Origin of the sequence: Streptomyces sp. NPDC006332 (assembly GCF_040612855.1) — a bacterium.
GTDB lineage: Bacteria > Actinomycetota > Actinomycetes > Streptomycetales > Streptomycetaceae > Streptomyces.
Map to the genome: position 1 here is coordinate 50,178 of NZ_JBEXRA010000009.1, position 11,492 is coordinate 61,669.

General features: G+C 70.9%; 12 protein-coding genes. 4 read left to right on the forward strand and 8 right to left on the reverse strand.

Annotated elements, in window-relative coordinates:
• Positions 1–64: 64 nt before the first annotated feature.
• Both ABZ027_RS10870 and ABZ027_RS10875 read right to left on the reverse strand, forming a co-directional pair.
• On the reverse strand, positions 65–913 hold the full coding sequence (locus tag ABZ027_RS10870; RefSeq protein WP_356766606.1) for an enoyl-CoA hydratase-related protein: 849 nt from the start codon (positions 911–913) through the stop codon (positions 65–67).
• 4 nt (positions 914–917) lie between these two features.
• Entirely contained in the window at positions 918–1,409 is a 492-nt protein-coding gene (locus tag ABZ027_RS10875) for a PaaI family thioesterase (RefSeq protein WP_356766608.1), read from the reverse strand.
• A 145-nt stretch (positions 1,410–1,554) separates the two neighbouring features.
• Here ABZ027_RS10875 and ABZ027_RS10880 point away from each other — a divergent pair, with 145 nt between their 5' ends.
• Positions 1,555–2,751 (forward strand): CoA transferase, encoded by a 1,197-nt coding sequence (locus ABZ027_RS10880; RefSeq protein WP_356766610.1) that lies wholly within the window; start codon positions 1,555–1,557, stop codon positions 2,749–2,751.
• 222 nt (positions 2,752–2,973) lie between these two features.
• On the opposite strand, the gene ABZ027_RS10885 is transcribed toward ABZ027_RS10880, so the two are convergent.
• The 4 genes from ABZ027_RS10885 to ABZ027_RS10900 are packed head-to-tail and all read right to left on the reverse strand — an operon-like array spanning position 2,974 to position 6,574.
• Positions 2,974–3,732, reverse strand: coding sequence for an SDR family oxidoreductase (locus ABZ027_RS10885; RefSeq protein WP_356766612.1), 759 nt, complete (start codon positions 3,730–3,732; stop codon positions 2,974–2,976).
• The gene (locus tag ABZ027_RS10890; RefSeq protein ID WP_356766614.1) at positions 3,729–4,244 is read right to left on the reverse strand and encodes a nuclear transport factor 2 family protein; all 516 of its coding nucleotides are present in this window, start codon (positions 4,242–4,244) and stop codon (positions 3,729–3,731) included. The genes ABZ027_RS10885 and ABZ027_RS10890 overlap by 4 nt, the downstream gene beginning before the upstream one ends.
• Entirely contained in the window at positions 4,241–5,419 is a 1,179-nt protein-coding gene (locus ABZ027_RS10895) for an acyl-CoA dehydrogenase family protein (protein WP_356766616.1), read from the reverse strand. Before ABZ027_RS10895 ends, ABZ027_RS10890 begins: the two co-directional genes overlap by 4 nt.
• 36 nt (positions 5,420–5,455) lie before the next feature.
• Complete coding sequence (locus tag ABZ027_RS10900; protein ID WP_356766618.1) at positions 5,456–6,574, reverse strand: acyl-CoA dehydrogenase family protein; 1,119 nt, start codon at positions 6,572–6,574, stop codon at positions 5,456–5,458.
• Positions 6,575–6,681: 107 nt separating this feature from the next.
• Between ABZ027_RS10900 and ABZ027_RS10905 the strand changes: the two genes are divergently transcribed.
• Positions 6,682–7,503, forward strand: coding sequence for an enoyl-CoA hydratase/isomerase family protein (locus ABZ027_RS10905; protein ID WP_356766620.1), 822 nt, complete (start codon positions 6,682–6,684; stop codon positions 7,501–7,503).
• Between the two features lie 85 nt (positions 7,504–7,588).
• The gene (locus tag ABZ027_RS10910) at positions 7,589–8,116 is read left to right on the forward strand and encodes a MaoC/PaaZ C-terminal domain-containing protein (RefSeq protein WP_356766622.1); all 528 of its coding nucleotides are present in this window, start codon (positions 7,589–7,591) and stop codon (positions 8,114–8,116) included.
• 40 nt (positions 8,117–8,156) lie between these two features.
• Here the strand turns inward: ABZ027_RS10910 and ABZ027_RS10915 are convergent, their stop codons facing one another.
• A complete protein-coding gene (locus ABZ027_RS10915) occupies positions 8,157–9,578 on the reverse strand; it encodes a family 1 glycosylhydrolase (RefSeq protein ID WP_356766624.1) in 1,422 nt (473 codons plus the stop codon).
• A 77-nt stretch (positions 9,579–9,655) separates the two neighbouring features.
• Positions 9,656–10,591 (reverse strand): crotonase/enoyl-CoA hydratase family protein, encoded by a 936-nt coding sequence (locus tag ABZ027_RS10920; RefSeq protein ID WP_356766626.1) that lies wholly within the window; start codon positions 10,589–10,591, stop codon positions 9,656–9,658.
• Positions 10,592–10,706: 115 nt separating this feature from the next.
• Here ABZ027_RS10920 and ABZ027_RS10925 point away from each other — a divergent pair, with 115 nt between their 5' ends.
• Positions 10,707–11,492, forward strand: a complete 786-nt coding sequence (locus ABZ027_RS10925) for an enoyl-CoA hydratase/isomerase family protein (protein WP_356766628.1) — start codon at positions 10,707–10,709, stop codon at positions 11,490–11,492.

The following is an 11,492-nucleotide window of genomic DNA, read 5'->3' on the forward strand; positions in this document are numbered from 1 at the left end:
CGGTCGGTGATGTCGATACCGTCGGTGCGGTCGACTCGGTCGGTGCGGCGGGTCATTCGGCGGGTCAGTACGGCAGGAACGCGTCGCGGGTGGCCTCGTCCGGGTCGAAGTCCGGCGGCAGCCCCTCGAACTTCGGCTCCCGCTTCTCCACGAAGCTCGCCACGCCCTCGCGGAAGTCCGGCGAGCCCGCGAAGAACTCCATCGCGGAGTAGGACCGGGTTAGGGCTTCGGTGAAGGTGCGGTCCAGGTCGCCGTACACCTGATGACGTACGACGGCCATGGCGCGCGGGGAGCAGTTGCGGGCGATGTCGCGGGCGTAGGCGCGGGCGGCGTCGAGCAGGTCCTCGGGTTCCACGACGCGGCTGACCAGGCCGAGGTCCTTCGCCTCGTCGGCGTCGACGACACGGCCGGACAGCAGCAGGTCGAGCGCGTTCTCCAGGCCGACGACGCGCGGCAGCACGTACGGCAGGTTGTACTCGCCGGCCAGGCCGCGCCGGGTGAACGCGGTGGTGAAGCGGGCCCCGCGGGCGGCGAACCGGACGTCGCAGATGAGGGCCTGGACCAGGCCGATGCCGGCGCAGGCGCCGTTGACGGCGGCGATCATCGGCTTCGGCAGGTCGCGCCGGCTGTACATGGGGACGCGGGCCCGGAGGTTGAGGGACTGCCCCGGCTGGGAGTTCTGCTCCAGGCGCTGGACGTCCATCCCGGGGCAGAAGGCCTTCCCTGTCCCGGTGACGACCACGACCCGGACGGCCGGATCGTGCGCGGCGTCGTCGAGGAGCGCGAAGAAGCGGCGCTCCATGGGGATGCTCCACGCGTTCTTGCGCTCGGGCCGATTGAGGGTGACGGTGGCGACGCCGTCCTCGTCGACCTCGTACAGCACCAGGTCGTCCTGGGCGGGTTCCGCGCTCATCGTGTCACTCCTCGGTCAGCGGTTCGATGGGGTCGCCGACGCCCGGCCGTTCCCCGGAGATGGTCACCACCACCTGACCGCGCGCGCAGACGCGTCCGTCGGTGATGACATCGACGTCGGCGAAGTGCACCCGGCGGCCCCGCCGCACGCAGCGGGCGTGGGCGACGGCCTCCCGGCCCCGGGCGGGCGCGAGGTACTGCACCGACATCGACACCGTGCTGAGCAGGCTCCCCTTGGTGAAGTCGTGCCCGGCGATCACGGCCCCGGCGCCGGCGGTGTCGATGAGCGCCGCGATCACCCCGCCGTGGAAGACGTCCTCGTGGGCGGAGAGGGACTCGGCGTAGGGAAGCACGATCTCGACTCGGTCCGGGTCCCAGCGGGTCACGCGGATGCGGCAGCGGCGGTTGAAGGCGACCCCGCGCTCCCAGCGGGCCCGGAACCACGCCCGGCGTTCCAGCTGTTCCTGGTCGGTGAGGGTCCTCGCCGCGACGGTCATCAGCACGCCCTCCGGTCTCGGCCTGGCGGCCGATCCATATAGTTACATGAATTGGATAGTTGAAGCAATCATGCCGGATGCAACTGCTCGCCTAGATGTATTATTTATATAACTGATTCGCTGACTGTGAACAGAGGGAGCCTCGATGCCGTCGACCGCCCTGGCTGGGATCCGCGTCCTGGACCTGTCCCGCGTCCTCGCAGCACCTCTGGCCACCCAGATGCTGGCCGACCTCGGCGCCGAGGTGATCAAGGTCGAACGGCCGGGTACGGGGGACGACTCACGGACGTACGGCCCCCCGTTCGCCGCCGGGACCGACACCGCCGCCTTCTATCTCTCCTGCAACCGCAACAAGCTGTCCATCACCGTCAACCACGCCACCGCCGAGGGGCAGGAGCTGATCCGCGCCCTCGCCGCACGCTCGGACGTCCTGGTCGAGAACTTCCGCGCGGGGACGCTGGCGAAGTACGGCCTCGACCAGGAGAGCCTGCGGGAGCTGAACCCGCGGCTGGTCTACCTCTCCGTGACGGGCTTCGGCCAGACCGGGCCGTACGCGGAGCGTCCCGGCTACGACGGCATCTTCCAGGCCATGTCCGGGATGATGAGCGTCTCCGGGCACCCCGAGGAGCCGATGAAGGTCGGCGTCAGCATGGTCGACATCCTCACCGGGCTGTACGCCTCCACGGCCGTGCTGGCGGCGTTGCGGCACCGGGACATCAGCGGCGAGGGCCAGTTCATCGACCTCTCCCTGCTGGACTGCGGTCTGGCCTCGCTGTCGCACTTCGCGATGAACTATCTGATCTCCGGTCAGGTGCCGCGGCGGCGCGGCAACGGCGGGTACGGCGGGATCCCCTCCCAGGCCTTCATGTGCGCGGACAAGCCGCTGTTCCTGGTCGCGGGCAACGACAAGCAGTTCGCCGCGTTCTGTGCCGCGGCCGGCCGCGCCGATCTGCTCCAGGACGAGCGGTTCGCTTCGACCTCCGCCCGCATCACCCATCGCGAGGAGATCCTGCCGGTGCTGGAGGCGATCCTGCGCACCCGGACCCGGGACGAGTGGTTGACGGTTCTCGACGAACACGACGTGCCGGCGGGGCCGTTCAACGAGATGCCCGAGGTCTTCGCCGATCCGCAGGTTCGGCACCGGGGGATGCTGGTCGAGGTGGAGGACCCGGTGTCGGGTCGGATGCCGATGCTGGCCAATCCGATACGGTTCGCGGCTACGCCGGTGGAGGGGTATGGGCCGCCGCCGGGGCTCGGGGAGCACACGGCGGAAGTGCTGGGCCGGCTCGCCGGGGTGACGGAGGAACGGTTCTCGCAGCTGCGGGGGTGGGGGGTTGTGTGAGGTGGGTGGGGGTGCGGGTGTCACGTTTTTCGCCCCCGCCGCCCCTACCCGTCCCATCCCTGGGGCTCCGCCCCAGACCCCGCTCCTCAAACGCCGGAGGGGCTGTCTTCAGCCCGTCCGGCGTTTGAGGACGAGGCCCTTTCAGGGCCGAAGCGGGGGTCTGGGGGCGGCAGCCCCCAGGTATGGGACGGGTAGGGGCGGCGGGGGCGAAAAAAAACCGCCTCAGCCGATCAAGGTCCGCCCACCCTCCAGCATCAGTGTCGCCCCCGTCAGATAGGCCATGTCGTCGCTGACCAGCGCCGCCACCGCCCGGCCGATGTCCGCCTCCGGGTCGCCCATGCGACCCAACGGGATACCGGCCAGCACCTGTTCGGCCTTGTCGGGGTGATCGGCGAAGTACGCCTCAGCCGCCGGGCTCAGCGCGGCAGGGCAGACGACGTTCACCCGGATCCCGTACGCGCCCCACTCCCGCGCGGCCACCCGCGTCAGCCCCCGGACGGCCTCCTTGGCCATCGCGTACGCCGCGAAGGTCACCTCACCCTGCACCGCGGCCGAGGAGCCGAGGTTCACCACACTCCCCCGGCTGGCCCTCAGGTGCGGCAGCGCGGCCCGCATGGCGTGGAAGGTGGCCAACGGGCCACTGCGGTAGGTGAGTTCGACGTCGTCGTCCGACGTCTCCTCCAGCCGACGCCGCACAGAGCTCTGCGCGTTGTTGACGAGCACGTCGAGCCCGCCGAACTCCCGGACCGTCTCGGCCACCATTCGGTCCACGTCGCGCCGCTCCCCCACGTCCCCGACGACCGTGAGCGCCCGCCCGCCCCGCCCGGCGATCTCCCCGGCCGTCTCCTTCAGCTTGCTCTCGGTCCGGCCGGTGATCGCGACGGCCGCGCCCTCGGCCGCCAGCGCCAGCGCGATACCACGCCCCACGCCCTGCCCTCCGCCGGTGACCAGCGCTGCCTTGCCGGACAACCGTGCCATCATGCCTCCTTCCAGAACGCCGCCCAGGAGGCGAACGCCTCCGGCAGCGCCGGTTCGCCGGACCCCTCCTGCCAGCCGTTGAATCCGACCGCCTGGGGTCGCTCGGTGACATCGGCCGCGTACCAGTGCTGCTCACGCCGCCGGGAGAAGTACCACTCGCCGTCGACGCGCGCGTACGCGTCGAGATAACGGATGGCCATGACGATCCACCGCTCCCCCACCTCGTGCTCGGCCCGGCAGTAGACGGAGCCGGTCGCGGTGTCGCGGCCGGTGAACTCGATCCGGTGGCCGCAGATCTGGTGCACCGAGCGGCGGAAACCACGGAGCAGGGGTTCGATGTACGCCGACAGTGCCTGCCGTCCGCTGCCGTGGCGGCCCATGTCCACATCGGGTCGGAAGCAGCCGACCCAGGCTTCGAGGTCGCGGGCGTCCACGGCGAGCGCGTAGCGGACGGGCAGTTGCTGGATGGCCAGCTGCGACTCGACGCGGTCGAGGCGGTCCTCGATCGACGTCATGGCCGGGGCTCCTTCGGCAGGCCGAGGAGCTGTTCCCCGATGATGTTGCGCTGGATCTCGCTGGACCCGCCGTAGATCGTCTCCGCCAGGGAGAGCAGAAAGGAGCGCTGGCGGGTGTCCAGGCCGTAGTCCTCGCCGACGATCTGTCCGGCGGGGCCGGCCAACTCCAGGGCCAGGTGACCGAGTTGCTGGTGACGGGTGGAGGCGTACAGCTTGGCCGTGGTGGCCTGCGCCCCCGGGGTGCGGCCCGCGGTCAGTTCGGCGAGGGTGCGCAGGTTGGTGGTGCGCATGATGCGTACGGAGATCCAGGCGTCCACGATTCGTCGGCGCAGCATGGGGTCGTCGAGCGCGCCCCGGTCCCGGGCCAGGTCGATCAGCGCCTCGGCCTCCCGCTCGAAGGTGAGCTGCTGGGGCAGGAGCGTGGTGCCGCGTTCGATGCCGAGCGTGGCCATGGCCGTGCGCCAGCCCTGCCCGACCTCACCGACGACCATGTCGGCGCCGGTGCGCGCGTCGGAGAGGAAGACCTCGGCGAACTCGTCCTGACCGGCGAGGTTGCGGATGGGGCGGATCTCCACGCCCGGCTGGTCGGTGGGCAGGAGCAGCATGGTCAGGCCCTTGTGCCGCACGGAACGGGGGTCGGTGCGGGTGAGGACGTAGAGCCAGTCGGCGTGGACACCGAAGGACGTCCACACCTTCTGCCCGTTGACCACCCAGGTGTCGCCGTCGCGTTCGGCCCGGGTGCGGACCGACGCCAGGTCGGAACCGGCTCCGGGTTCGCTGAAGCCCTGACCCCACAGTTCCTCGACGGCGAGGATCGGCGGCAGGAAGCGCTTCTTCTGCGACTCCCCGCCCACCTTGAGGAGCATCGGGCCGAGCAGGTCGAGGGCGTTGACGGTGGCCCGGTAGGGGGCGCTCGCCCGGGCGTACTCGTACTCGAAGACGATCTCCTCGAGCAGTCCGAGTCCGCGTCCGCCGTACTCCCGGGGCCAGCCGACGCCCAGCCAGTTCCCGGCGGACAGTTCGCGGTCCCAGGCGAGGCGGACCTCCCAGGCCGCGCCGTCGGTGGGGCCGCCCACACCCCGGTGTTCGGCGAACTCCCCCACCAGATGGTCCGCCAGCCAGTCCCGCAGCTCGTCGCGGAAGTCGCTCACCGCGGGCCCGAAGTCCACTTCCATGTCTGCTTCTTTCTCGGGGTGCCGGGGGGTGTGGTCTCAGATGCCGAGCCGGGTGGCGAGCAGCTCCCGGTGGTACGACGGGGTGCCGAGCAGTACCTCGGAACTCTTGGCCCGCTTGAAGTACAGGTGGGCGGGGTGCTCCCAGGTGAAGCCGATTCCGCCGTGGACCTGGATGTTGTCGGCGGCGACCCGGGTGAACGCCTCCGAACAGAAGGCCTGGGCGAGGGCCGCCGCGATCGCGATCTCGGCCTGGTCGTCCGTGTCCAGGGCCCACAGTCCGCCGTACGCCGCCGAGCGGGCGGACTCGATCTCCACCAGCATGTCGGCGCACTTGTGCTTGATCCCCTGGAACGAGCCGATGGGCCGCCCGTACTGCACCCGGATCCTGGCGTAGTCCACGGCGGCGTCCAGCGCGGCTGCCGCTCCCCCGACCTGTTCGGCGGCGAGCAGGACGGCGGCGGTGGCGAGGGTGCGTTCGAGGGCGGGCCATGCCGTGCCCTCGGTGCCCAGTAGGCGGGCGGGGGTGGTCGTGAACTCCAGTCGGGCCTGTTTGCGGGTCTGGTCGAGGGTGGGCATGGGGGTGCGGGTGAGGCCCGGCGCGTCGGCTTCGACCGCGAAGAGGCTGATGCCGCGGGGGGTGCGGGCGGCTACCAGGAGCAGGTCGGCGAGGTGGCCGTCGGGGACGTAGGTCTTGGCGCCGGTCAGCCGCCATCCGCCCGCCCGGTCGTGGGCGGTGAGCCGGATGCCCGGCTCCTCCCAGCGGCCTGACTCCTCGGTGAGCGCCAGCGTGGCCACCGTCTCGCCGGACGCGATACCCGGCAGCAGGTCGCGTCGGGCCTGTTCGTCGTCGCAGCGCAGGAGGGCCTCGGCGGCCAGGGCTACGGTGGCGAAGTACGGGCCGCCCAGCAGCGCGCGGCCGGCTTCCTCGAAGACGATGCCGAGGTCGACGTAGCGGAAGCCGAAGCCGCCGTACTCCTCCGGCACGGCGAGTGCCTGCAGGCCGAGTTCGGTGGCCATCCGCCGCCACACGACCCCGTCGTATCCGCGCGGGTCGGCGGCCAGGCGGCGCACCTCCGCCTCGTCGGAGTGCTTGGCCAGGAACGAGCGCACGACCTTGCGCAGTTCGTCCTGTTCCTCGCTGAAGGTGAGATCCATGCCGGGCTTCCCGTCTCGGTGGGCCGCGCTCGCCGACTGCTTGCCGCTCGCCGCTCGATACAGTTAGATAATTATAGTATCCACACTGAATGCACCAGGAGCGCGACGTGACCGATCTCTACGCCCCGTTCACGAGCCTGACCTTCGAGCGGCCCGCGCCGGGCGTGCTGCGTGTCGTGCTCGACGCCCCGAACCTCAACGCCGTGGATCCCCGGATGCACGGTGAGCTGGCCGATGTCTGGCCCGTCGTGGACCGGGACCCGCAGACCCGGGCGGTGCTGGTGCAGGGAGCGGGCAAGGCCTTCTCGGCGGGCGGGACCTTCGACTCCATCGAGGCCATGACCGAGGACTACGCGGTCCGCGCCCGCGTGATGCGTGAGGCACGGGACATGGTCTACGGGGTGATCAACTGCTCCAAGCCGGTGGTCTCGGCGATCCACGGGCCCGCGGTCGGCGCGGGCCTGGTCATCGGCCTGCTCGCGGACATCTCCGTGGCCGGACGCAGGGCGAAGATCGTCGACGGGCACACCCGGCTCGGGGTCGCCGCCGGTGACCACGCCGCCATCTGCTGGCCGCTGCTGTGCGGCATGGCCAAGGCGAAGTACTACCTGCTGACCTGCGAGACGCTCACCGGTGAGGAGGCCGAGCGGATCGGGCTGGTCTCGAAGTGCGTGGACGACGCGGAGGTCCACGCCGAGGGCCTGCGGGTGGCGACCGCCCTGGCCGCCGGGCCGGCGAGCGCGATCAGCTGGACCAAGCGGTCCCTCAACCACTGGTACCGCTCGGCCCAGCCGATCTTCGAGGCCTCGCTGGGGCTGGAGTTCTTCGGGTTCGCGGGTCACGAGGTCGTCGAAGGCCTCGCCGCCCATCGGGACAAGCGCGCCCCCGACTTCGAGGGTGTGGCCGACAAGCACCCGATCGACCTGTGACCCCGCAGACGCCCGGGGCTGCTGCCCCCAAACACCACCGCCGCACGGACACCACGGATACCCACCGATGCTTGAGGAGCCCGCGATGACGTCGGAGCACACCACGGAGTACACCACTGAGTGCCCCACCACCGAGATCCCTCCGCTGGTCAGGGGCATGACGTACGAGGAGATGCCGAAGGGGCAGATCTTCCGGACCGCCCGCCGCACCATCACCGAGACCGACCTGGTCAACTTCATCACCTGGGGCGGTTTCAACGAGCCGCTCTTCTGGGACGCCTCGCACGCCGCGGACGGCGGTTACACCGGCCGGCTGGTACCGGGCGCGCTGACGTACTGCATAGCCGAAGGACTCGTCCTGCAGACCAACGTGCTGCACGGCACCGGCCTCGCCTTCCTGCACATGGAGCTGACCGTGCGGGGTCCCGTGTACGTCGGTGACACGCTGTACGCCGTGGTGGAGACCACCGGCTCGCGGCCGTCCAGCAAGCCCGGCCGGGGTGTGGTCACCAGCCGGATCACCGTCCGCAACCAGCGGGACGAGGACGTGCTCGTCTACACGCCGGTGCGGCTGATCCGGGGCAGGGACTACGAGGCCGGGACGCGGCGCTGAGTCCGGGTCCTACGGGGCCGGGGATGCGGTGAGCCCTGGGCTACGGGGCCGGGACGCGCCGGGTCCGCGTGGTGCCCGGCACCAGGGTCAGCCCGGCCGCGCGGCCCTCGCCGAGGACGACGGCGTCGGGGTGCGCGAACGCTCCCCCGCGCACCCAGTCCGACGGGATCGGGGGGCGCGGCGGAGGCTCGTGGTCCGGCACGGCCATCGCGTAGAGACGGGTGTAGCGGAACTTCGCCTCCAGGTTGTCGAGCACCGACCAGTACTCGTAGCCGCAGACGTCCACACCGGCCGCGACGAGTCGCGCCAGCCAGGTGAGGCGGGCTCGCAGCAGGGCCCGGCGCCGGGTGTCGTCGCTGTGCCCCCTCTCGTCGACCAGGTCCAGGTCGCCCATGCCGTTGTCGATGACCGACAGCGGCGGCAGCAGGTCCCCATACAGGTCGTGGAGGCTCGCGACGGCGTCGGCGAGACCTTCCGGGACGATGGGCCAGCCGTAGGCCGTCGTCTCCACGTCGTCGAACGGGACGATGGCGAAGCCGAGGCCGACGAGCAGCCGGTTCACCTCGTTGAGGGCGCCGAGGCACTTGCTGGTCGGCAGGACACGGGGCAGGTTCTCCGGCGCGGTGACCCGGAACGGGGTGTGCCAGGACAGGCCCAGCAGGTCCTGGGCGGTGGCGATGACCTCCAGGTCACCTGGGCGTACGCAGCCGGTGTCCGCGACGGGCACGATGTCGTCCTCGGTCACCATGTGCGCGCCGAGCAGGAGGGGATCGAGGAAGAGGCGGTTGGTCCAGCTCTCCAGCCGCTCCAGGGCGAGGCGGTCGTAGGGGTCGTCGGTGGCCGGGTAGCCGCCGACGAGGGTGACCGTGGTGCCGATCCGGCCCCGCGCTCCGGCGGCCCTGAGGGCCAGGGTCGCGAGCCCGTTGGCGAGCAGGATGTGGTGGACCGTCGCCAGCCCGGCCCGGCCGACGCCCCGGCCCGGGGAGTACATCCCGGCCACGTGGTCCGCGAGCGTGGGACCGGCCAGGTCGGTGGAGGTGATCCAGCGGTCCACCCGGTCACCGAAGCGACGGCCCAGTTCGGCGGCGTACTCGGCGAAGTGTTCGGCGGTTTCGCGGGCGAGCCAGCCGCCTTCGGCGTCCAGCCACGGCGGCAGTGAGCGGTCGAGCAGCGTGAGACCGGGACGTGTCCCCTGCGCGAGGAGGGTGTCGAGCGCGCGGTCGCAGCGGTCCAGGGCGTCTGCGTCCCAGCTGCCGGGGCCGTCGGGCTGGAGCTGCGACCAGCCGGCGACCATCCTGTGCGTGTGGGTGACCACACCGGTCAGGTGCCGGATGTCGTCGGTCCACTGCCGGAAGTGCCCGTCCCGCTCGGGCGGGGGAGGCGGCGGGGCCGCGATGGTGTCCGCGGTGGCGACTCCCCAGTCGACGCCGCGAAGGGTTTGGTGCAGGGAACCATCGCTCATGGTTACCGTCCAGGCGGTCAATGGTTTAGCGCATTCAACTGAATGTCCGCCGGTCGGACGCTAACACTTCGAGCAAACTACGACAATGTTTCGTCCGCATTTTCCGCTCCCTGGGGATCGGGCTCCGGTTCCCCGAAGGGGCTAAACCCCTCCTCCCGCCACCAGGGGTAGAGCGCGGGCATGTCCTCGCTGACGCGCCCCGGGAACTTCGGCGGTCGTTTGGCGAGGAAGGACTCGACGCCCTCCACGGGGTCGGGGCCGCCGCCGATCTGGCTCATGATCCGCGAGTCGAGCCGGTGCGCGGTCATGGGGTGGGACTCGCCGAGCATCCGCCACATCATCTGGCGGGAGAGGGCGACCGAGATCGCGGAGGTGTTCTCGGCGATCTCCCGCGCGAGTTCGTACGCCGCGGGGAGCAGTTCCTCCGGCGGGTGGACGGAGCGGACCAGTCCGGCCGCCAGGGCCTCGTCCGGGCCGAAGATCCTGCCGGTCGCCACCCATTCCATGGCCCGCTGCATGCCCACCGCCCGCGGCAGGAACCAGCTCGCCGCCGACTCCGGCACGATGCCGCGGCGCGCGAAGACGAAGCCGAACTTCGCCGAGGTCGACGCCAGCCGGATGTCCATGGGCAGGGTCATGCTGGCCCCGACGCCCGCCGCCGGACCGTTGATCGCGGCGATCACCGGTTTGGCGCTGGAGAAGATCCGCAGCGCGACCCGGCCGCCGGTGTCCCGGTGCCAGGCACCCGCCCTGCGGTGGTCGAAGGAAGAACCGCCGGAGCTGACGTCGGCGCCCGCACAGAATCCGCGCCCGGCCCCGGTCACCACGATCACCCGCACCTCGTCGTCGGCGTCGGCGGCGTCCAGGACGTCCAGCAGGTCGGCCATCATCCGCGGGTTGAAGGCGTTCAGCTTCTCGGGCCGGTCGAGGGTGACGGTGAGGATCCGGTCCGCCACCTCGGCCCGGACGGTCTCGTACTCGGCCCGCACGGTCTCGTACTCCTGCTCCGGCATACGCGTCCTCCGTCGCTCGACAGACCGCCGTCACTCCACGGGGCCGGTTTCCAGAAAGCTTAATTAGTTATAGCATTCAACTCTACTGACTGGTTCATGACTGATGGCGGTGGAGATGACGGACCTCTTGGTGACGGCCGTCGGGCCGATCCGGCTGATCGAGCTCAATCGGCCCGACCAGCTCAACGCGATGAGCGAGGAGCTGCACTCGGGGCTCGCGTCGGTCTGGGACACGTTCGCCGACGATCCGGGGGCCCGGGTGGTCGTGCTGACCGGGCGCGGGCGCGCGTTCAGCGCCGGGGGCAACTTCGACATCATGACCCGTGTCCAGCGCGAGAGCGCGTTCCGCGAGCAGAACGTCGACGAGGCGCGGCGGATCATCACCGGCATGGTCCGCTGTCCACTGCCGGTGATCGCGGCGGTCAACGGGCCCGCCGTCGGCCTCGGTTGCAGCCTGGCCCTGCTGAGCGACCTCGTACTGATCGCCGACGACGCCTACCTGGCCGACCCGCACGTCCAGGTCGGGCTGGTCGCGGGCGACGGCGGCGCGCTCGTCCTGCCCCTGCTCGTCGGCCTGACCCGCGCGAAGGAACTGCTGTTCCTGGGCGACCGGGTCGGCGCCGAGGAAGCGGTCCGGCTGGGCATCGCCAACCGCACGGTCGCGCAGGACAAGATCAGGGACGAGGCCATGGAGCTGGCCGGGCGACTGGCCGCCCTGCCCGCCCAGGCGCTGCGCGAGACCAAACGGGCGGTGAACCTTCACCTGGAACAAGCCCTCGGCACGGTGCTGGAACCGGCCCTGCTGGCCGAGCGGGACACCATGCACTCACCGGACCACATCGCCGCGGTGGAGAAGATCATCGCCTCCCGGGGCCGGCGCCGGGCCGCCGAGGAGGTCTGA